Annotated in this window: 19 protein-coding genes; 16 read left to right on the top strand and 3 right to left on the bottom strand. The window is 72.7% G+C overall.

The features are described from left to right. The first annotated feature begins 60 nt into the window (after positions 1 to 60). From ACFCLZ_RS09465 to ACFCLZ_RS09450, 4 genes are all read left to right on the top strand, one after another. Positions 61 to 657 carry a TetR/AcrR family transcriptional regulator gene (locus ACFCLZ_RS09465; protein WP_380284362.1) on the top strand — a complete coding sequence of 199 codons (597 nt, stop codon included), beginning with the start codon at positions 61 to 63 and terminating at the stop codon, positions 655 to 657. Between the two features lie 103 nt (positions 658 to 760). Then, positions 761 to 2,041 (top strand): MFS transporter, encoded by a 1,281-nt coding sequence (locus ACFCLZ_RS09460; protein WP_380284361.1) that lies wholly within the window; start codon positions 761 to 763, stop codon positions 2,039 to 2,041. Between the two features lie 45 nt (positions 2,042 to 2,086). Then, positions 2,087 to 3,211, top strand: a complete 1,125-nt coding sequence (locus tag ACFCLZ_RS09455) for an LLM class flavin-dependent oxidoreductase (protein WP_380284360.1) — start codon at positions 2,087 to 2,089, stop codon at positions 3,209 to 3,211. Then, on the top strand, positions 3,208 to 3,846 hold the full coding sequence (locus ACFCLZ_RS09450) for an FMN reductase (RefSeq protein ID WP_380284359.1): 639 nt from the start codon (positions 3,208 to 3,210) through the stop codon (positions 3,844 to 3,846). Before ACFCLZ_RS09455 ends, ACFCLZ_RS09450 begins: the two co-directional genes overlap by 4 nt. 65 nt (positions 3,847 to 3,911) lie before the next feature. Here the strand turns inward: ACFCLZ_RS09450 and ACFCLZ_RS09445 are convergent, their stop codons facing one another. Beyond that, positions 3,912 to 4,331 carry a winged helix-turn-helix transcriptional regulator gene (locus tag ACFCLZ_RS09445; RefSeq protein ID WP_380284357.1) on the bottom strand — a complete coding sequence of 140 codons (420 nt, stop codon included), beginning with the start codon at positions 4,329 to 4,331 and terminating at the stop codon, positions 3,912 to 3,914. A gap of 113 nt (positions 4,332 to 4,444) precedes the next feature. Here ACFCLZ_RS09445 and ACFCLZ_RS09440 point away from each other — a divergent pair, with 113 nt between their 5' ends. From ACFCLZ_RS09440 to ACFCLZ_RS09430, 3 genes are all read left to right on the top strand, one after another. Then, positions 4,445 to 5,911, top strand: a complete 1,467-nt coding sequence (locus ACFCLZ_RS09440; RefSeq protein ID WP_380284356.1) for an MFS transporter — start codon at positions 4,445 to 4,447, stop codon at positions 5,909 to 5,911. A gap of 197 nt (positions 5,912 to 6,108) precedes the next feature. Then, positions 6,109 to 7,128 (top strand): Dyp-type peroxidase, encoded by a 1,020-nt coding sequence (locus tag ACFCLZ_RS09435; protein WP_380284355.1) that lies wholly within the window; start codon positions 6,109 to 6,111, stop codon positions 7,126 to 7,128. Further along, positions 7,125 to 7,925 (top strand): family 1 encapsulin nanocompartment shell protein, encoded by an 801-nt coding sequence (locus tag ACFCLZ_RS09430; protein ID WP_380284354.1) that lies wholly within the window; start codon positions 7,125 to 7,127, stop codon positions 7,923 to 7,925. The genes ACFCLZ_RS09435 and ACFCLZ_RS09430 overlap by 4 nt, the downstream gene beginning before the upstream one ends. Positions 7,926 to 10,167: 2,242 nt before the next feature. On the opposite strand, the gene ACFCLZ_RS09425 is transcribed toward ACFCLZ_RS09430, so the two are convergent. After that, positions 10,168 to 11,388, bottom strand: coding sequence for a hypothetical protein (locus ACFCLZ_RS09425; protein ID WP_380284352.1), 1,221 nt, complete (start codon positions 11,386 to 11,388; stop codon positions 10,168 to 10,170). A gap of 286 nt (positions 11,389 to 11,674) precedes the next feature. Between ACFCLZ_RS09425 and ACFCLZ_RS09420 the strand changes: the two genes are divergently transcribed. Next, positions 11,675 to 12,460 (top strand): electron transfer flavoprotein subunit beta/FixA family protein, encoded by a 786-nt coding sequence (locus ACFCLZ_RS09420; RefSeq protein ID WP_380284351.1) that lies wholly within the window; start codon positions 11,675 to 11,677, stop codon positions 12,458 to 12,460. A gap of 40 nt (positions 12,461 to 12,500) precedes the next feature. After that, positions 12,501 to 13,463, top strand: coding sequence for an electron transfer flavoprotein subunit alpha/FixB family protein (locus ACFCLZ_RS09415; protein ID WP_380284350.1), 963 nt, complete (start codon positions 12,501 to 12,503; stop codon positions 13,461 to 13,463). Between the two features lie 75 nt (positions 13,464 to 13,538). Here the strand turns inward: ACFCLZ_RS09415 and ACFCLZ_RS09410 are convergent, their stop codons facing one another. Beyond that, complete coding sequence (locus tag ACFCLZ_RS09410) at positions 13,539 to 13,973, bottom strand: zinc ribbon domain-containing protein (RefSeq protein ID WP_380284349.1); 435 nt, start codon at positions 13,971 to 13,973, stop codon at positions 13,539 to 13,541. 156 nt (positions 13,974 to 14,129) lie between these two features. Here ACFCLZ_RS09410 and ACFCLZ_RS09405 point away from each other — a divergent pair, with 156 nt between their 5' ends. The 7 genes from ACFCLZ_RS09405 to ACFCLZ_RS09375 all read left to right on the top strand — a co-directional run bounded on the left by ACFCLZ_RS09405 (position 14,130) and on the right by ACFCLZ_RS09375 (position 20,703). Beyond that, positions 14,130 to 15,281 (top strand): acyl-CoA dehydrogenase family protein, encoded by a 1,152-nt coding sequence (locus tag ACFCLZ_RS09405; protein ID WP_380284348.1) that lies wholly within the window; start codon positions 14,130 to 14,132, stop codon positions 15,279 to 15,281. Between the two features lie 78 nt (positions 15,282 to 15,359). After that, positions 15,360 to 16,124 carry a TetR family transcriptional regulator gene (locus ACFCLZ_RS09400; RefSeq protein WP_380284347.1) on the top strand — a complete coding sequence of 255 codons (765 nt, stop codon included), beginning with the start codon at positions 15,360 to 15,362 and terminating at the stop codon, positions 16,122 to 16,124. Positions 16,125 to 16,294: 170 nt separating this feature from the next. Beyond that, entirely contained in the window at positions 16,295 to 17,746 is a 1,452-nt protein-coding gene (locus ACFCLZ_RS09395) for a chloride channel protein (protein WP_380284346.1), read from the top strand. Between the two features lie 336 nt (positions 17,747 to 18,082). Beyond that, positions 18,083 to 19,357: an ATP-binding protein gene (locus tag ACFCLZ_RS09390; protein ID WP_380284345.1), complete on the top strand. Its 1,275-nt coding sequence runs from the start codon at positions 18,083 to 18,085 to the stop codon at positions 19,355 to 19,357. After that, the gene (locus ACFCLZ_RS09385; RefSeq protein WP_376087089.1) at positions 19,354 to 19,755 is read left to right on the top strand and encodes a roadblock/LC7 domain-containing protein; all 402 of its coding nucleotides are present in this window, start codon (positions 19,354 to 19,356) and stop codon (positions 19,753 to 19,755) included. Before ACFCLZ_RS09390 ends, ACFCLZ_RS09385 begins: the two co-directional genes overlap by 4 nt. Further along, the gene (locus ACFCLZ_RS09380) at positions 19,752 to 20,135 is read left to right on the top strand and encodes a DUF742 domain-containing protein (RefSeq protein ID WP_380284344.1); all 384 of its coding nucleotides are present in this window, start codon (positions 19,752 to 19,754) and stop codon (positions 20,133 to 20,135) included. Before ACFCLZ_RS09385 ends, ACFCLZ_RS09380 begins: the two co-directional genes overlap by 4 nt. Next, positions 20,110 to 20,703, top strand: coding sequence for an ATP/GTP-binding protein (locus ACFCLZ_RS09375; RefSeq protein WP_380284343.1), 594 nt, complete (start codon positions 20,110 to 20,112; stop codon positions 20,701 to 20,703). Before ACFCLZ_RS09380 ends, ACFCLZ_RS09375 begins: the two co-directional genes overlap by 26 nt. Positions 20,704 to 20,707 lie beyond the last annotated feature (4 nt).

Genomic DNA, 20,707 nt, shown 5'->3' with positions numbered 1-20,707 from the left:
GGAGGGAGCGGCCCCGGACCGGTATTGCATCGAGCAGTCCAAAACGGCTACGGTGCTGCCATGGCGAGACCGCGCACCTTCGACGAGGACCGGGCGCTGGACGCGGCGATGCGGGCGTTCTGGGCGAACGGCTACGAGGCCACCTCCACCCAGGACCTCTGCGAGGCGACCGGCCTCGGGCGGAGCAGCATCTACAACACGTTCAGCAGCAAGCGCGACCTGTTCAGGAGGTCGCTGGACCGCTACAACGAGCTGATGACCGTCCCGCAGGTCGCCCTGCTGGAGGATCCGGAGCTGCCCCCGCTGGAGCGGATCCGGCTCCTGCTCGCGCGGGTCGTCGACGGGGAGTTCGAGAACCGCCCGCACGGGCGCAGCCTCGGCTGCCTGACCGTGAACACCGTCGTCGAGCCGGCCGGGCGCGACCCGGAGGCGGCCGCGCTGCTGGAGCGGGACCAGGAGGTGCGGCTCGCCGCGCTGCGGGCCGCGATCGACACGGGCCAGCGCGCCGGTGAGATCGCGGCGCGCCGGGAGGCGGGCGAACTGGCCCGCTTCGTGAACGCGGTGATCGCCGGGATGCGGGTCTGCGCCAAGGGCGGGGCCGACCGGGCCGTCGTCGAGGCCATCGCCGCCACCGCGGTGGACGCGCTCACGCCCTGATCCGGGGGGATCCGGCCGCCCGTCGGCCCGCCCGGCCGTCCGGGTGCTTTCGCCTGCCCTTATTTTGAACTGATCAATCCAAAACTATCGGGGGAGTATTCCCGTGCCACGTGCCGTGTACGTCCTCGCCCTCGGCATCTTCGCGATGGTGACCAGTGAGTTCGCCGTCGCCGGGCTGATGCCGCAGCTGGCGGAGGGGCTCGACGCGACCGTCCCGCAGATCGGCTACCTGATCACCGCCTTCTCCGTCGCGATGTCCTTCGGCGGCCCGTTCCTCACCGTCTCGCTGCTGAGGATGCGTCAGAAACACGCGCTGCTCCTGCTGTTCGCGATCTTCCTGGTCGGCAACCTGCTGGCCGCGACCGCCTCCGGCTACCCGGTGATGCTGGCCGCCCGGGTGGTCGGCGGCATCGCCGCGCAGGCGTTCTTCGGCATCTCGATCTCGCTCTGCGCCCAGTTGGCCCCGGTCGAGCTGCGCGGCCGGTCGATCGCGGTGCTGATGAACGGCCTGATGCTCGGCACCCTGCTCGGCCTGCCGCTGGCCACCGTGATCGGCGAGCACCTCGGCTGGCGGGCGGCCTTCTGGGCGATCGCCGTCCTCACCGTGCTGGTCGCGCTGGGCACCGTCGCCGGGGTGCCGGACACCGACCACGCCGAGGGCGGCGGCTCGCTGCGCACCGAGCTGGGCGCCCTGCGCAACCGGCGGCTCTGGCTGGCCTTCGTCACCAGCACCCTGATCATCGGCGCGACCTTCTCGCTGTTCAGCTACGTCAACCCGGTCCTGACCGAGATCACCGGCTTCTCGGCCGGCTCCGTCCCGCTGCTGCTCGTCGCCTACGGTGCGGCGACCGTGGTCGGCAACACCGTGGTCGGCCGGCTCGCCGACCGGTACGCGCTGCCGGTGCTCGCGGTCGGCCTGGCGCTGAACACCGTCTTCCTCGCCGGCCTCGCGCTCTTCGCCCAGCTCCGGGTGCCGGCGGTCGGGCTGCTGCTCGGGGTCGGGCTGGTCGGCGTCACCATGAACCCGGCGATGGCCGCGCGGGTCCAGCGGATCGGCAACGCCCGTCCGCTGGTGAACACCGTCCACAACTCCTTCATCACGCTGGGCGTCATCCTCAGCTCGCTGCTCGGCGGACTCGCCATCGACGCCCGGGGCCTGCGCGCGCCCCTCTGGCTCGGGGTCGCGATGGCCGCCGCGGGCCTGCTGACCCTGCTCCCGGACGCCCTGCGCGCCCGCCGCGCGGTCCCGGGGCGCCGTGCCGTCCCGGATTCCGGTGCGGCCCCGGGGTCCGGTGCGGTCTCGGAACGGCATCCGGGCGCGGAGGGGAATAACACCCGGGTGGCGGATGCTAAAGTGGTTGAAACTTTGACGACCGGATCCTGAGCCAGGTTTCACCTGCGGGATTCCACCTGGAGTGTGGTGAGCAGCATGCAGTTCGGAATCTTCACCGTCGGCGATGTCACCCCCGACCCGACGACCGGCCGCACCCCGACCGAGCACGAGCGGATCAAGGCGACCGTCGCCATCGCCCGCAAGGCCGAGGAAGTCGGCCTGGACGTCTTCGCGACCGGCGAGCACCACAACCCGCCGTTCGTGCCGTCCTCGCCGACCACCCTGCTCGGCTACATCGCCGCGCAGACCGAGCGCATCATCCTCTCCACCTCGACCACCCTGATCACCACGAACGACCCGGTGAAGATCGCCGAGGACTACGCGGTGCTCCAGCACCTCGCCGACGGCCGGGTGGACCTCATGATGGGCCGCGGCAACACCGGCCCGGTCTACCCGTGGTTCGGCAAGGACATCCGCCAGGGCATCCCGCTCGCGATCGAGAACTACGCGCTGCTGCACCAGCTGTGGCGCGAGGACGTGGTCGACTGGTCGGGCCGCTTCCGCACCCCGCTGCAGTCCTTCACCGCCACCCCGCGCCCGCTCGACGGCGTCCCGCCGTTCGTCTGGCACGGCTCGATCCGCAGCCCGGAGATCGCCGAGCAGGCCGCCTACTACGGCGACGGCTTCTTCGCGAACAACATCTTCTGGCCCAAGGAGCACTTCAAGAAGCTGATCAACCTCTACCGCGAGCGCTTCGCCCACTACGGGCACGGCACCCCCGAGCAGGCCGTCGTCGGCCTCGGCGGCCAGGTGTTCATGCGCAAGAACTCGCAGGACGCGGTGCGCGAGTTCCGCCCCTACTTCGACAACGCGCCGGTGTACGGACACGGGCCGTCGCTGGAGGAGTTCACCGCGCAGACCCCGCTCACCGTCGGCAGCCCGCAGGAGGTCGTCGAGAAGACCCTGACCTTCCGCGAGACCTTCGGCGACTACCAGCGCCAGCTGTTCCTGATGGACCACGCCGGCCTGCCGCTGAAGACTGTGCTGGAGCAGCTCGACCTGCTCGGCGAGGAGGTCGTGCCGGTGCTGCGCGAGGAGTTCGCCAAGGGCCGCCCGGCCGGCGTGCCGGACGCGCCGACCCACGCCTCGCTGGTCGCGGCCGACCGCGCCCGCAAGGAGCAGGAGCGCAACACCGAGGAGAACACGGAGGCGACCAAGTGACCGCGTACCGACTGGTCGTGCTGAGCGCCGGCCTGAGCAAGCCGTCCTCGACGCGCCTGCTCGCGGACCGGCTGGCCGACGCGACCGTCCGCCGGCTCGCCGGCGACGGGCGCGAGGTGGACGTGACGGTGATCGAGCTGCGCGACCTCGCCACCGACATCGCGCACAACTTCGTCACCGGCTTCCCCGGCGCCGCGCTGGGCGAGGCGATCGAGGCGGTCACCCGGGCCGACGGGCTGATCACGGTGACGCCGATCTTCGCCGCCTCCTACAGCGGGCTGTTCAAGTCGTTCTTCGACGTGATCGACCCCGACGTGCTCACCGGCAAGCCGGTGCTGATCGCCGCCACCGGCGGCACGGCGCGGCACTCGCTGGCGCTGGAGCACGCCGTCCGGCCACTGTTCAGCTACCTGCGCGCGGTGGTCGTCCCGACCGCGGTCTACGCGGCCACCGACGACTGGGGCAGCACGGGCGACCGGCTCACCGACGGGCTCCCGGGCCGGATCGACCGGGCCGCCGGCGAACTCGCCGGGCTGCTCGTCGGCCGCGCCCCCAGCGGGCCGGCGGCGGACGGCGGGTCCGAGGAGGAGACGGTGGTCCCGTTCGCCGAGCAGCTGGCGGCCCTGCGGGTCTGACGGCGGCGGCGCACGCACGCGAGAAGGGGCGCACCCGGGAGGCCGGGTGCGCCCTTCTCGTACGCTCAGCCCACCCGGGCGTCGTACGAGGCGCGGGCCGCCGCGATCTCGCGCTGGTGCGTCTGCGTCCAGGCGACCAGCGAGCGGACGGTCTCGTGCAGCGTCCGCCCGAGCGGCGTCAGCGCGTAGTCCACCCGGGGCGGCACCACCGGGTGCACCGTCCGCTCCACCAGGCCGTCCCGCTCCAGCTGCCGCAGCGTGACGGTCAGCATCCGCTGGCTGACCCCGTCGATCTCCCGGCGCAGCTCGGTGAAGCGCAGCGAGCCGCGGTCCAGCAGGGCGATCACCAGCAGCGACCACTTGTCGGCGATCCGGTCGAGGATCTGCCGGACCTCGCAGTCCTCCCGGGTGTCCCACTGGAGCACGTCGTAGTCGCCCCCGGTATCCGTGCAGTGCGTCGGTGACTTCAAAGTGCCTTCTTCCATGGCTCCTGATGCTGCCTCAGGATGGCCGGTGGTTACAAGAGGGAACCGACCGGATGAAGGGGAACCGCCCCGTCCGGCGTCCCCGCCTCCCCGCGCACTCCCAGGAGACCTCCGTGTCCGCGTCCTCAGCCGTGCCCGAAACCGGCACGCCCGCCGCCCCGGCGTCGCCCCCGTCGCCCCCGTTGCCGCCGTCGCCGTCCGCCCGGCTCACCGGCCGCGAGACCGCCGTCCTCCTCGTCCTGTGCGGCGCGATCTTCCTGGAGGGCATCGACGTCGCCATGCTCAACGTGGCGCTCCCCTCGATCCGGGCCGACCTCGGCATGGACACCGGCTCGCTCAGCTGGGTGCTCAGCGCCTACGTCCTCGGCTACGGCGGCTTCATGCTGCTCGGCGGACGCGCCGCCGACCTGCTCGGACGCCGCCGGATGTTCCTGCTCTGGCTCACCGTCTTCGTCCTCTTCTCCGGCCTCGGCGGGCTCGCCGGCGCCCCCTGGACGCTCATCCTGGCCCGCTTCGCCACCGGCCTCGCGGCCGCCTTCATGACCCCCGCGGGCCTGGCGATCATCACCACGGCCTTCGCCGAGGGCCCGCGCCGCAACCGCGCGCTGCTCCTCTACGCGGGCACCGCGGCCGCCGGCTTCTCGCTCGGCCTGGTGGCCGGCGGCCTGCTCACCGCGATCAGCTGGCGCTGGGTCTTCTTCGCCCCGGTGCTGCTCGCCGGCGGCCTGCTGCTCGCCGCCCCGCCGCTGCTCCCGCGCGACCAGGCACCCGCCCGCCGTCCCGGCGAGCGCTTCGACCTGGCCGGCGCCGCCACCGCCACCGGCGCCATGCTGCTGCTGGTCCACGCGGTGGTGCGGATCGGCGAGCCGGACGCCGCCGCCGGCCGGACCCTCGCCGAGCTGGCCGGCGGCCTGGTCCTGCTGGCCGTCTTCGCCGCGGTCGAACGGCGCTCCGCCGCCCCGCTGGTCCGCCTCGGCCTGCTGCGCTCCGGCCCGCTGCTGCGCGCCAACCTCGGCGCGCTGCTGTTCGCCGGCTCCTTCTTCGGCTTCCAGTTCACCGTCACCCTCTACCTTCAGGACCTGCGCGGCTGGACCCCGCTGCAGACCGGCCTCGCGCTGCTCGCCGTCGGCGTGGACGCGGTGCTCGCGCCGACCCTCACGCCCCGGCTGGTGGAGCGGTTCGGCATCGTCCGGGTGATTCTCGGGGGCTTCTGCCTGGCGGTGGTGTCCTACGCGTTGTTCCTGCCGGTGGGCCCGGGCTGGAGCTACCCGATGATGTTCCCGACCATGATCCTCACCGGCCTGGCCTTCGCCCTCGCCTACGGGCCGCTGACCATCGCCGCCACCGACGGCGTCGCCGAGGAGGAGCAGGGGCTGGCCGGCGGGCTGCTCAACACCGCCTTCCAGTTCGGCGCGGCGCTCGGCCTCTCCGCGGTCACCGCCGTCCACCTGGCCGCCACCGGCCCGGACCGCTCCGGCCTGGACGGCTTCCGGGCCGCCCTGGCGGTCCCGGTCGCGGCGGTCGCCCTCGGCGCCCTCGTCACCGCGTCCGGCCTGCGCCGCCGTCGCGCCGCGTCCTGAGCGTCCCGTCCTGCGACGTCCCGTCCTGTCCGCCCCGTCCTGGCCGTCCCCTCCTGACCGTCCCGCCAAGCCCCTCACCGGCGCCTCCCGGTGAGGGGCCGTCCCCTCTCCGGTCCTCGGCCTGCCGACCGTGCCGAAATGTCCGCTCTGGGATGTAATCGTACGGATGATCAGACCCCGGAGACCGGAGTCCGCCGATGCCGCAGCCCGTCCTCACCCCGCTCACCACCGCCGCGATCTTCCTCGTCCTCACCATCGACCCCGGTGGCGAGCCCGTCGTCCGGTCCCTGCTGCCCGACCTGGCGGGCCTGCGCCGCGCGGTCGGCTTCCGCGCCCCCGAGGCCGGCCTGACCGGTGTCACCGGCATCGGCTCGGACGCCTGGGACCGGCTCTTCGACGGCCCCCGCCCGGCCGAACTGCACCCCTTCCGGGAGATCACCGGCACCCGCCACCGGGCCCCGGCCACCCCCGGCGACCTGCTGTTCCACCTGCGCGCCGCCCGGATGGACCTCTGCTTCGAACTCGCCGGCCAGCTCACCAACCGCCTCGCCGGCGCCGCCACCGTGGTCGACGCCGTGCACGGCTTCCGCTACTTCGACGACCGCGACCTGCTCGGCTTCGTCGACGGCACCGAGAACCCCGAGGGCCGCGCGGCGGCCGACGCCGTCCTGATCGGCGCGGAGGACCCGGAGTTCGCGGGCGGCAGCTATGTGATCGTCCAGAAGTACCTGCACGACCTGGACGCCTGGAACCGCCTCCCCGTCGAGGCGCAGGAACGCGCGGTCGGCCGCACCAAGCTCACCGACATCGAGCTCGCCGACGACGTCAAGCCCGCCGACTCGCACGTCGCGCTGACCACCGTCACCGGCCCGGAGGGCGAGGAGCGGCAGATCATGCGGTTCAACATGGCGTTCGGCTCGTTCGCCGGGGGCGGGGAGTTCGGGACGTACTTCATCGGCTACTCGCGCACGCCGGCGGTGACCGAGGAGATGCTGGAGAACATGTTCGTCGGCCGCCCGCCCGGCGCCCACGACCGTCTGCTCGACTTCTCGACCGCGGCCACCGGCACCCTCTTCCACGTCCCGACCGCCGACTTCCTGGACGACCCGCCGCCCGCGCCGGCCGCCTCCATCTCCCGCGTCCCCGCCTCCGCCTCCTCCGCCTCCTCCGACGGCTCCCTCGCCATCGGCAGCCTGAAAGGCACCCCCGCGTCATGAACAACCTGCACCGCGAACTCGCCCCCGTCTCCGCCGCGGCCTGGACGGAGATCGAGGAGGAGGCCCGGCAGACCTTCACGCTCCACCTCGCCGGCCGCCGCGTCGTCGACCTCAGCGGCCCCGACGGCGCCGCCCTCGCGGCCGTCGGCACCGGCCACCTCACCGCCATCGATCCGCCCGGCCCGGGCGTCCAGGCCCATGCCCGCGAAGTGCGGCCGCTGGTCGAACTCCGGGTGCCCTTCGCGCTCGACCGGTCCGCCGTGGACGACGTCGAACGCGGCTCCCGCGACTCCGACTGGCAGCCCGTCAAGGACGCCGCCCGCACCCTCGCCCTCACCGAGGACCGCGCCGTCTTCGACGGCTACCCCGCCGCCGCCATCGAGGGCATCCGCGCGGCCGCCGGCAACCCCGCAGTCCCGCTCCCCGCCGACGTCCGCGAGTACCCCGAGGCCGTCAGCCGCGCCCTCACCACCCTCCGCCTGGCCGGCGTCGGCGGCCCCTACGCCCTCCTCCTCGGCGCCGACGCCTACACCGCCGTCAACGAGACCTCCGACCACGGCTACCCCGTCGCCAGCCACATCGCCCGCCTCCTCGACGGCGAACTCATCTGGGCCCCCGCCATCGAGGGCGCCCTCCTCCTCTCCACCCGTGGCGGCGACTTCGCCCTCCACCTCGGCCAGGACGTCAGCGTCGGCTACCTCTCCCACACCCCCGACACCATCAACCTGTACCTCCAGGAGACCTTGACCGCCCGCATCCTCACCCCCGAAGCCGCCGTCCCCCTGACCGCCCCCTGACCCCGAACGGCGGGGCCGGTGCGAACCGCACCGGCCCCGCCGTGCCGCATCGAAGACGTCTGACTGACGACACGTCATGTCACGTGGTATCAGTGATGGTTCGACGAGCTCGAAGGCGGCCGCCTCCGTTCCTCGTCCGTCCTTCGCCTTGCGGACAGGGAGAGCCAGTGGAGTCGGACCGGCGCGAGCCGCGCTGCGTGGCACGCAACTCCCTTGCCGACGCCGAGGTCTCCGGTGCGGTCGTCCAGGCCGGAGAGATCCACGGCCTGACCGTCTACGGCCGTGCCGCCGTGCCGCCACCTCCCGGTTCGTGGCTCCCGGTGCCCCGCCAGCTCCCCTCCGTACCGCGTCGACTGGTCGGACGGGGAGAGGATCTCGCCCACCTGGACCGTGAGTTGGACGACGTGGCCGGGCCAGGCGACCTGACCGTGGTGCTCACCGGGCCCGCTGGGGTGGGGAAGAGTGCCCTCGGGGTCCAGTGGCTGCGCCGCCATTCCGACCGTTTCCCGGACGGCCAGCTCTTCGCCGACCTGCGGGCCCACGCCCACGGTGGGCCGGTGGATCCCGCCGAGGTGCTCGCAGCCTTTCTGCGGGCCTTCGCGATCGCGCATGTGCCGTGCGACCTCGCCGAGGGCGCCGCGCTCTGGCGCTCGCTCGCGGCCGAACGCCGGATCGCCGTTCTGCTCGACGACGCTTCGACCGCCGCCCAGGTCCGCCCGTTGCTGCCCGGCTCGGAGCACGCCGTGGTCGTGGTCACCAGCCGCCGCCGGCTCACCGGGCTCGGCATAGACGGCGCCGTGTTCCGGCCGGTCGACGTCCTCTCGAGCGAGGCCGCTGTACACCTGCTCGCCCAGCGGGCCGGCGTTGAGCGGATAGCCCGCGAACCGGCCGCCGCCGCCCTGGTGGTGGAGCGCTGCGGCCGGCTCCCGTTGGCGGTCTGTCTCGCCGCCGCCCGGATCACCGCCCGGCCCGCGCAGTCGCTCTCCGGCACCGCCGAGGCCATCGCCGACGAGTCCGGGCGGCTTGCCGCACTCGCTGTCGGGGGAGAGGGCGCAGGGCATGCCCTGGACGCGTCCTTCGCCGTGCTGGGCGCGGACGGTGCCCGGCTGTACCGGCTGCTCGGACTCCTGCCCTTCCCGGTCTTCACCGTGGACGTCGTCCGCGCGCTCGGCGACCTGGAACGGGCCGAGGCCGAGCAGTTGCTCGACCAGCTCATCGACATCCACCTGCTGGAGGAGACGGCGGACGGCTTCCGTTTCCACGGCCTGGCGAAGCTGCACGCCCGGGCGCGCGCCGACGAGATCCGCGACCGGCCAGGGGGGCGGGTGGCCGTTGACCGGCTCCTGGACTGGTACCTGGCCACCACCACGGCCGCGGAGGCCGTGTTGAGCCCGAGCCACCGAACCCTGCTCCGTGACTACGCCACCGGGCCGACGCCCGGAGCCGAGCAGTTCGCCGACGAAACCGCGGCGGTCGGTTGGCTCGACGCTGAGACCGAGCGGCTCGGCGAGGCCGTGCGCTGGGCCGCGGCCACCGGCCGCCCCGCCATCGCTTGGCAGCTGGTCGACGCCATGTGGCCGCTCTTCCTGCGGCTGCGCCCCGCCCGGCTGTGGGTCGAGGCGCACCGGATCGGCCGTACCGCCGCCCGGTCGGTCGGCCACCGTGACGGTGAGCTGCGGATGCTCACCTCCGGCGGCGCCGGTCTGCGCAACGCCGACCTGGGAGAGGAGGCCGCCGAGTGGTACGCCGAGGCGCTCCACCTGGCCCGCGCGTCCCGTGATGCGTTCGTCGAGGCCGACGCCCTCTACGGCCTCGGCCAGACCCACCGTACGGCGGGCCGGCTCGCCCAGGCGGCGGACTGTCTGCGCAGGACGGCCGACCTTCGTGAGGCCCGCGGCTACCGGCGGGGTGCGGCGCTGGCCCGGCTCGCCCTCGGCGGCGTCCTGCTGGAGCAGGGTCGCGCCGCCGAGGCCGTCCCGGTCATCACCGGCGCCCACCGGGACCTCGCCGCCGTCCCCTCCGTGTACGAGGCCGCCCGCGCGCTCGCCTTCCTCGGCCAGGCACACACCGTCCTCGGCGCCCATGAGGAGGCCCACCGCTGCTACGCGGACGCGCTCGCGGTGTTCCGTGAAGGCCGGGCGAGGCGCTGGGAGGCCCGCGTCCTCGAACTGATCGGTGATCTCGCCCAAGCCCGTGGGGACCTCGTCGAGGCGGCCGCGCGCTGGCGGGAATCCCTCGCCCTCTACAAATCCCTGGACGCCCCCGACACCGCCCGCGTCGCCGCCGCGGCGCTCGGCGCGCCCACCCGGTCGTCGTCGGGCGTGGGCCACAGCGGCGCGGGCAGCGGCAGTACGGGCGGCGCGGGCGGGTGGGCGGGCTCGTCCAGGCCGAGGACGCGGTAGAGCAGCCGTCGCATCCGGCGGTCGAACCGGCCCGGTTCCGAGCTGATCCGGGCTGCGATCGCCGCATAGTCCTTTCGCCGGTACTGCGCGGCGGCGTGGGCGAGTTGGGCGGTGAGCGGCTGGGACGTGCTGAGCGCCGGGGCAGTGTGGGCGAGCTGCGCGCCGGGCGAGCGCGGGTTGATGTCCCGGTGCGGGTGCGCGGCGAGCAGGACCGGCGCGCCGGTCATGGTGCCGTAGAGGGTGACCGAGCCGTGGTCGCCGATGACGAAGTCGGCGGCGACCAGCAGGGGCCGCCAGTCCTTCTCGGGCCCGAGCACACTGACCGCTCCGCGCGCGGCGGCCGTCGCCCGTGCACGGACCGCCCGGGGGCCGTGCGCGGCGGACACGTTGGGATGAACCAGCAGCGCGGCGTGGTGGCCGCGGCGGGGCAGTTCGGCGGCCAGCCGCGGCAGGACGGTGTCGAGCCGGGTGAACAGCGAACCGCTGCCCCAGGTGGAGCAGACCAGCACCAGCCGTTCGCCGGGCCGTAGCCCGAGTGAGGCTCGGTACCGCTCGCGGGAAGGGAGGGCGGCGGCGATCCGGTCGTGGTCGGCGTCGCCGACGACCTCGGCGATCGGCAGCGCCTCGGGGCACCCTCGGCCGAGTTCGGTGCGGTCGTCCCGGTGCGCGAGCGCGTACGCGGCGGGTACCAGCCGTCCGTTCCAGATGACGTACTCGGGGCCGAGCCCGGCGACGGTCCGCCTGGCCCCGACGCCCGTCGGCGACAGCTTGATGTGCCCCACCCCGTGTGGCAGTCGGACCGTTGGGCCGTGCAGCCGCTCCAGCCCCTGCGAACCGGCGGCCAGCACCAGGTCGAAGCTCCGGCGGACGGCCTCCTTCCATGGCAGTACCGCGCCGCCGAGCCGCCGGACGTGGGCCGTCGCGCCCCGGTTGAACGTGTGTGGCGCCACCGTGAACCGGATCCGCACCCGCAGGTCGGCTTCGAGCAGTGCATGGACATCGCGCAGCCGCTGGCCGTAGACCGTCGTGTGCACGACCACCAGCACCTCCGCGGATGCCATGTTGTTCCCCTTCCTCGGGCCGATCCGGGGCCCGGATCGGCGTCGACAGCGGCATGCCAGGACATTCTGGTGGACCCCGGCAGGCCCCGGGAGGACAGGAAGGGTACTGAGTTCCTTTACCAGGGGTACTGAGTGCCGTATTCTCTCCGGAGAGCCTCGGAGGCTGTCGAAGAGGGCCGACGGGCCAGATCGGGCCAAGGGCCGATCTGGCACTCAGTACCCTCGGCGCGGACGAGGTCGTGGACCAGTGCATCCGACCAGTGCACCCGTACCAGGAGAACCGCTCATGAGCTTGAGGATCGTTGTCTGTGTGAAGTACGTGCCGGATGCGACGGGTGACCGTCGTTTCTCGGACGATCACACCACCGACCGGGAGGGCGTGGACGGCCTTCTGTCGGAGCTGGACGAGTACGGCGTGGAGCAGGCGCTGCGGATCGCGGAGGCCCATGAGGGTTCCGAGGTGACGGTGCTGACGGTGGGGCCGGACGACGCGAAGGACGCGTTGCGCAAGGCGCTGTCGATGGGTGCGGACAAGGCCGTGCACGTGAACGACGACGGCATCCACGGGTCGGATGCGGTCGGGACGTCGGCGGTGCTGGCGAAGGCGCTGGAGAGGACCGGGTTCGACCTGGTGGTCGGTGGTATGGCGTCGACGGACGGTTCGATGGGCGTGCTGCCGGCGCTGCTGGCGGAGCGGCTGGGGGTGGCGCAGGTGACGCTGCTGTCGGAGGTGTCGGTCGAGGGCGGTGTGGTGAAGGGCCGTCGTGACGGTGACGCGGCGACGGAGCTGGTGGAGGCGGCGCTGCCGGCGGTGGTGTCGGTGACGGACCAGTCGGGTGAGGCGCGGTACCCGTCGTTCAAGGGGATCATGGCGGCGAAGAAGAAGCCGGTGCAGTCGTTGGACCTGGACGATCTGGGTATCGAGGCCGGCGGGGTGGGCCTGGCGGGTGCGTGGACGGCGGTGGAGTCGGTGGCGGCGCGTCCGGCGCGTACCGCGGGCACGGTCGTCAAGGACGAGGGCGAGGGCGGCAGGGCGCTCGCCGGCTTCCTCGCCGACCAGAAGTTCATCTGAATCATCCCCACAGTCCCACGAATCACGGAGACATCGAGCAATGGCTGAGATCCTCGTCCTGGTCGACCACGCCGACGGCGCGGTCCGCAAGCCGGCCCTGGAGCTGCTGACCCTGGCCCGCCGTATCGGCGAGCCCTCCGCCGTCGTCCTCGGCGCCGGTGACAAGGCGGCCGAGCTGGCCGCCAAGGCCGCCGAGTACGGCGCCGTGAAGGTGTACGTCGCCGACGGCGCCGAGTTCGCCGACCTGCTGGTCGTCCCGAAGGTGGACGCCCTGGCGCAGATCGCCGGGGCGGTGCGGCCGGCCGCGGTGCTGGTCACCTCCTCCGGCGAGGGCAAGGAGGTCGCCGCCCGGGTCGCCCTGCGGATCGGGTCCGGCATCATCACCGACGCCATCGACCTGCGCGCCGGCGACCAGGGCCCGGTGGCCACCCAGTCCGTCTTCGCGGCCGCCTTCACCGTCGACTCCCGCGTCAGCAACGGCGCGGCGGTCATCACCGTCAAGCCGAACGCCGTCGCCCCGGAGGCCGCCCCGGCGGCCGGCGCGGTGGAGAGCGTGACCGTGGCGTTCACCGGCAACGCCGCCAAGGTGGTCTCGCGCACCCCGCGGGTCTCCACCGGGCGTCCGGAGCTGACCGAGGCCGCGATCGTGGTCTCCGGCGGCCGCGGTGTCGGTGCCGCCGAGGGCTTCGGCGTCGTCGAGGAGCTGGCCGACGCCCTGGGCGCGGCCGTCGGCGCCTCGCGCGCCGCCGTCGACGCCGGCTGGTACCCGCACAGCAGCCAGGTCGGCCAGACCGGCAAGCAGGTCTCCCCGCAGCTCTACATCGCCAACGGCATCTCCGGCGCGATCCAGCACCGGGCCGGCATGCAGACCTCGAAGACCATCGTGGCCGTCAACAAGGACCCCGAGGCCCCGATCTTCGAGCTCGCGGACTACGGCGTCGTCGGCGACCTCTTCGCGGTGCTGCCGCAGCTCACCACCGAGGTCAAGGCCCGCAAGGCCTGATCCGTCCGGACACCGCGAGGGCGTGGCACCGAGTACCCCGGGTACTCGGTGCCACGCCCTCGCCGCGCTTTCCCGCTACTCCGCGAAGGCCGCCAGGTGCTGGGTGAACCCGCCCTGGGCCGGCGGCAGCGGCCGCGGCTCGGCGGGCACCGTCCGCGCGGGCTCCTCCGGTGACAGCACCGTCAGCTCCGGCTGCTCGGTCCCGGTCGCCGCGGTGAGCCGCACCCGGGTGCCCACCGGCACCGTGGAGCGCAGGCCGTTGACGATGCACCAGACGTCGAACCCCTCGGCCATCCGGATCAGCGACTTCTGCCGGGCCAGCGGAGTCCGGGCCTGCTCGACGGCGCAGCGCCGCACCACCCCGGTGCCCTCGCTGCGCTCCAGCCGCAGGTCGGTGGAGCCGCAGGTGGGGCAGAGCAGCCGATGGAAGGTCGGGTTGCGGCACCAGGCGCAGCGCTGGAAGTACAGCGGGGCGCTCTCGGTGTGGGCGTCGATGGCTGCGTGGACCACGGTGTCATCTCCCTGCGCTCGTCGGTTCCGCCGGAAAAAAGGATAGGGAACTCAGTACCATCCTGTGAAGGCACTGAGTTCCCTTTTTGTCGTGCACGTGCATAATGAAGGGTACTGAGTGCCGTCTTGAACGTCGTGAAACAGGAGTGGCCGACCATGAGTCAGGACTTCGATCTCTTCCGGATCTCCGAGGAGCACGAGATGCTCCGTGCGGCGGTGCGTTCGCTGGCCGAGGCGAAGATCGCTCCGTTCGCGGCGGATGTGGACGAGCAGGGGCGGTTCCCGCAGGAGGCGTTGGACGCGTTGCGGGGAAACGACCTGCACGCGGTGCATGTGCCGGAGGAGTTCGGGGGTGCGGGGGCGGACGCGCTGGCGACGGTGATCGTGATCGAGGAGGTGGCGCGGGTGTGCGCCTCGTCGTCGTTGATCCCGGCGGTGAACAAGCTGGGGTCGCTGCCGGTGCAGTTGTCGGGGTCGCCGGAGTTGAAGGCGAAGTACCTGGGGGCGCTGGCGCGTGGGGAGGGGATGTTCTCGTACTGCCTGTCGGAGCCGGAGGCGGGTTCGGACGCGGCGGGGATGAGGACCCGGGCGGTGCGCGACGGGGATTCCTGGGTGCTGAACGGGGTGAAGCGGTGGATCACCAACGCCGGTGTCTCCGAGTTCTACACGGTGATGGCGGTGACGGATCCGGAGAAGCGGTCGAAGGGGATCTCGGCGTTCGTGGTGGAGAAGGGCGACGCGGGGGTGTCGTTCGGTGCGCCGGAGCGGAAGCTGGGGATCAAGGGGTCGCCGACGCGTGAGGTGTACTTCGACAATGTGCGGATTCCGGCGGATCGGATGATCGGTGCGGAGGGGACGGGGTTCGCGACGGCGATGCGGACGCTGGACCACACGCGGGTGACGATCGCGGCGCAGGCGTTGGGGATCGCGCAGGGGGCGTTGGACTACGCGAAGGGGTATGTGCGGGAGCGTCGGCAGTTCGGGAAGCCGATCGGGGACTTCCAGGGTGTGCAGTTCATGCTGGCGGACATGGCGATGAAGCTGGAGGCGGCGCGTCAGTTGACGTACGCGGCGGCGGCGAGGTCGCAGCGGGGGGACGGGGATCTGACGTTCTTCGGTGCGGCGGCGAAGTGTTTCGCGTCGGACGCGGCGATGGAGATCACGACGGACGCGGTGCAGTTGCTGGGTGGGTACGGGTACACCCGGGACTATCCGTTGGAGCGGATGATGCGGGACGCGAAGATCACGCAGATCTACGAGGGCACCAACCAGATCCAGCGCATCGTGATGGCCCGCAACCTGCCGTAACCCGCCGACGCCCCGGGCACCCGGGCCGGCCGTCCGCGGCCCGGTCCAGGTGTTCGAGGCCGATGCTATGTTCCGGGAATGAGCGAGAAGGAAGAACAGGACCAGCCCATGAACGACGGGCAGCCGAAGCCCGCGATGCGCGAGGCGCTGGTCGCCGCCGCCTTCGAGCTCTTCCTGGAACGCGGCTTCGAGCAGACCACGATCGACGACATCGTCTCGCTCGCCGGAGTCGGCCGGCGCTCCTTCTTCCGCTACTTCCCGGCCAAGGAGGACGTGGTCTTCCCCGACCACGAGCGCGGCCTCGCCGACATGACGGAGTTTCTCGAATCCGGCACCGGTGAGGAGGACCCGGTCCGGCACGCCGGTGACGCCGCCCGGCTCGTCCTGCGGATGTACGCCGAGCAGCCGTCCTTCTCCGTCCAGCGCTACCGGCTCACCCGCAAGGTCCCGGGCCTGCGCGCCTACGAGCTGTCCGTCGTGTGGCGCTACGAGCACACCCTCGCGCACTACCTGCGCGGCCGCTTCGCGGGGCGCCCGGACGGACCGCTGCGGGCCGACGTGGTCGCCGCCGCCGTGGTGGCCGCGCACAACCACGCCCTGCGCGCCTGGCTGCGGTCGGGCGGCGAGAGCGACTGGGTGGCCGAGGTGGACCGCGCGATGTCCTTCGTCACCGACACCTGGGGCGAGCGCCCCGGCGGCGGTGGCGGCGCGTCCGAGGGCGCCGGGCCGGGGGAGCGGGACGACGTCGTGGTGCTGGTCGCCAGCCGCCGGGCGCCGCTGTGGCGGATGGTGCAGGGCATCGAGAGCGCTCTCGGGGACGCCCGGCAGATCCGCCAGGACTGACCGCCGCAGCCCCTTCCACCGTCACTCACCCCGCCGTCACTCACCCCGAAGGCGCAATCGGGGCGCGGCCGCACCGGTGGTTACGTGCGGGCCCCCCGGGCGCGGGCGAGACTCGGTCGCAGGACGCGGCCGGGGCGGGACCGGCGCGAGGAACGCGACGGAGGCGGACGATGCCCGAGCCGAGCGCTGGTCCGAGCGGCGGCGACGACGACCCGACGCCGAGGACGGGGCCCGCCCCGGGTCTGCGCCAGGTCCTGCTGACCAAGGGCTACCTGGGCCTGCTGCTGGTCTCCGCGCTGCTCGGCGTCCCGGTCTCGCTGGCCGCCTTCTGGTTCGTCGGCCTGGAGCACGAACTCCAGCACTGGGTCTGGGAGAGCCTGCCCGACGCCCTCGGCCACGACCGCGCGCCCTGGTGGTGGCCGCTGCCCGCGCTGCTGCTGGCCGGCCTGCTGCTGGCCCCGGTCGTCACCCGGCTGCCCGGCCGCGGCGGCCATGTCCCGGTGGACGGCCTGGGCGGCCCGCCGACCCCGCCGAAGGCCGTGCCCGGCGTCGTCCTCGCCGCCCTCGCCTGCCTGCCGCTCGGTGCGGTGCTCGGCCCGGAGGCGCCGCTGATGGCGATGGGCGGCGGGCTGGCGCTGCTCGCCGTCCGCCCGGCCCGCCGCGCGGCCCGGCCGCAGCTGGTGCCGGTGCTCGGTGCGGCGGGCTCGACGGCGGCGATCTCCACCATCTTCGGCAGCCCCCTGGTGGCCGCCGTGATGATGATCGAGGCGGCCGGCCTCGGCGGGCCGCAACTCCTGCTGCTGATCATGCCGTGCCTGCTGGCCAGCGGCGTCGGCGCGCTGGTGTTCACCGGCTTCGGCCATTGGACGGGACTGTCCATCGGCGCGCTCTCGCTGCCCTCGGTGCCGCACAGCGGGGTCCCGGACGCGGGCGACTTCCTGTGGGGCCTGCCGGTCGCCGCCGCCGTCACCGCGGTGTGCGTGGCGGGGCAGACGCTGGGCCGTCGGGTCAAGGTGTTCACCACCGGCGCCCCCGGGCGTGCCGCGCCGCCCCCGACCGCGCGGCGGACGGCGGTGCGCACCGTGGTGTGCGCCGTCGCGGTCGGCGCCTGCATCGCCGGGTACGCGCTGCTGACCGGCCGGTCGCCGCAGGAGGCGGCGCTCTCCGGCCAGGCGACCCTGGGGACGCTCGCGGCGGACCCGGCGGCCTGGTCGGTGTTCGCGCTGCTGGCGCTGACGCTCTGCAAGGCGGCGGCCTGGGGCGTGGCGTTGGGCAGTCTGCGCGGTGGTCCGATCTTCCCGGCGCTGCTGATCGGCGCCGCCCTCGGGGTGGCCTGCGCCCCGCTGCCGGGACTCGGCACCGCGCCGGGCCTGGCCGTCGGCCTCGCGGCCTCTGCCACGGCGGTCACCCGGCTGCCGGTCACCAGCACGGTGCTGGCGACGGCCCTGCTCGGGGCCGAGGCGCCCAACCTGCTCCCGTTGCTGCTGGTGACCGCGGTGACGGCGTTCGTCGTCGGCGAGCTGCTGCGCGGTCTCGGCGAACGGCGCGCCTCCCGGGCGCCCGTCCCGGCCGCTCCGCCGAACCCGGCCGCTCCGCCGAACCCGGCCGATCCTCCCCGCTGAACCCGGCCGCCGGCGACCCGCGTTCCATCAGCAGCGGGAGCAGGGCGTTTGCCCACGGTGTCATGGTCTGGTCGAATGGGCGCCGCAGCGCCCGGGGGGCGGTGTTGGTTGCGGGGCGAACTGAGCGCACGTCAACTGGACGGCCCTGGTGGCAGGCTGCGGAGGGGACGTTTCATCCGATGATATGATCACGGCGCTTGCCGGGGGGATCGGGCGGGTGTGAGACGGAATGTTCACAGGACAGTCCGGGCGGCGACCCCGACGCGGACGTCCGCCGGTCCACCCCGCTTTGACGGTAATTCAGCAGCTGGCCTCCACTCTCCCGAAGAGAGTCCTATGACGCATTCCCTGCAGAATCCCATTCTTTGGGCTCTTCTCGTTGTCCTCCTCGGCGCAATCGCCGTCATTGTCCTCCAGCGCCGGGCAGCAGCGTCGGCGCGCGAGGAGGCCGAGGGGCTCAGAGCCCACTACGCCGCGCTGGAGAGCGACTTCTCGCAATCCGTCGAGGCGGCTCACGTGCGCGCCGACGAAGAGACCAAAACGGTCCTCAAGTCCGCCATGCGAACCCTTCAGGGCCTCGCCGCCGAACAGCAGCTGGTCGTTTCCCGACTGCAGACCAAGTACGGCGACTCGGTCATCCTGGAGGACCTCCTGGAGATCGACCACACGAACTCGCAGTTCGGGCGGCGTGCCCAGTCGATCGCGGTCCTGTGCGACGGCTGGCTGGGCCGGCAGCGCGAGGTGGCGTCCATCTACGACGTGGTCCGCAGCGCGCAGGGCCGCATTCGGCATTTCCGGCGGGTGGAGATTCTCTCCCAGGTCAATTACGGAATCACCAGCCGGGCCGTCGAACCGGTGGCGCTGGCACTCGCTGAACTGCTCGACAATGCTACCAGCTATTCCAGCCCCGACACGATGGTGGAAATCAATATCCGCACCGTGCCGAAGGGTGTTTGCATCGTCGTCGACGACGCCGGTATCGGCATGAACGACGAGGAGCGCACCCGGGCCGAAAAGCTCCTGTCGAGCCAGCGGGTCTCCGGCGTCTCCTCGCTCGGAAACCCGCCGCAGTTCGGTTTCGCGGTGGCCGGGGTGCTCAGCGAGCGCTTCGGCTTCGAGGCTTCGGTGGATTCCTCCTCCCCCTACGGCGGTGTGCGCGCGGTGCTCCTCCTGCCGCACGAACTCCTCACCGCCATGCCGGAGCACAAGCCGGCCCCGGCCGGCCCCGTCGGCGGCGCCGAGGCGGTCCGCAATCCGTTCGAGGCCGCGCCGGTAGCGGCCGCCACCGGCACCGACGGCCTGCCGAAGCGGCGCCGCAAGCGGCCGATGTCGGTCGTGCCGGCCGAGCCGGTCCCGGTCGGAGCCCAGGACTTCGGTCAGGACTTCGGTACCCAGGGATTCGGTACCCAGGGGCTCGGTGCCCAGGGATTCGGCGCCCCGGCCCCCGGTGGTCAGGCCCCGGCGGCACAGGCCCGCTCCGGCGCGGAGACGGCGGCGATCATGGGCGCCTTCCAGCGAGGCACCCAGTCCGGCCGGGCGACGAGTCCGGAGGCCGCCGAAACGACGAGCGGCGCAACCGCTGCAAGCAGTGAAGGACATGAGTACCCGTGAACAACGATCTGTCATGGATGCTTGACAGCGCCCTGGAGATCCCCGGCGCCCTGCACGCGGTCCTGATATCCGCCGACGGCCTGCTGATGGCCCGGACGAAGGAGATCGGCAAGGACGACGCGGACCGGGTCGCCGCCGGGATGAGCGGGGTGCAGTCGCTGAGCCGTTCGCTCGCCTTCTTCTGCAACGGCTCCCAGCAGCAGTGGCGGCAGACCCTGGTGGAGTTCGACGGCGGCTGGGTCTTCCTCATCTCGGCCGGCCAGGGCGCCTACCTCGGCGTCTCGGCCTCCCCGGACGTCGACATGGCGGACATCACCTTCCGGATGCAGCAGCTCGTCGGCCAGCTCGGCAAGGCGCTCATGGCGCCCCCGCGCGAGAACCTCGGCGCGCGCCCATGACCACCCCAGGCGAGCAGGCGCACGACGCCGCCCCGCCCCTGGTGAGACCGTACGTCATCACCAAGGGGCGGGGGCTGCCCGACGACGAGCAGCTCTCCCTGGTCACCCTGGTCACGGCGGCGGGCGACGAACAGCAGCGCCCCACCCGCCGGCTCTCCCCGGAGGAGCAGGGCCTTCTCGAATTATGTGCCGCGGGCTACCTCACGGTGGCCGAGATCGCCGGACACACCCGGCTCCCCCTGGGCGTGGTGAGGATCCTCCTCTCCGCCCTCACCGAGGGTGGCTACCTTCTCGTCCGCCCGCCCGTCGCGCGTGCCTCCCTGGTGGACACGCGCATCCTTCAGGAGGTGCTGAATGGACTTGAGGCCAAGTTTGGATGAGCGGGCCTACGTTCGCGGCGGAGCCAACCAGACCGCCGTGAAGATCCTCGTCGTCGGGCACTTCGCGGTGGGCAAGACCACCTTCATCGGCTCGATCTCCGAGATCACCCCGCTCTCCACCGAGGAGACCATGACGCGGGCCGGGGAGGAGGTCGACGACCTCAAGGGGGTCAGGAGCAAGACCACCACGACCGTCGCCATGGACTTCGGCCGGCTGACCCTCAGCGACCGCGTCGTGCTGTACCTGTTCGGCACCCCCGGGCAGTTGCGCTTCGTGCAGATGTGGGAGGACATGGCACGCGGCGCGCTCGGGGCGCTGGTGCTGGTCGACCCCGACCGGCTGGCGGACTCCTTCGCCGTGATCGACTTGATCGAGCAGTACGGGCTCGACTACGCGATCGCCGTCAACCGCTTCGACGGCACGCCGGTCTACCAGGAGGCCGCCCTGCGGGAGGCGTTGGACCTGTTGGACGACACCCCCGTGGTCACCTGCGACGCCCGCGACGAGAAGTCCTCCGCCGAAGCATTGATCAGACTGGTCCGTCACTTGCTGGACCGTGTCCACTAGGAGC

Origin of the sequence: Kitasatospora purpeofusca, assembly GCF_042691725.1 — a bacterium.
Taxonomy (GTDB): Bacteria; Actinomycetota; Actinomycetes; order Streptomycetales; family Streptomycetaceae; genus Kitasatospora; species Kitasatospora purpeofusca_B.
This window is presented reverse-complemented; position numbering and strand designations above follow the sequence as displayed.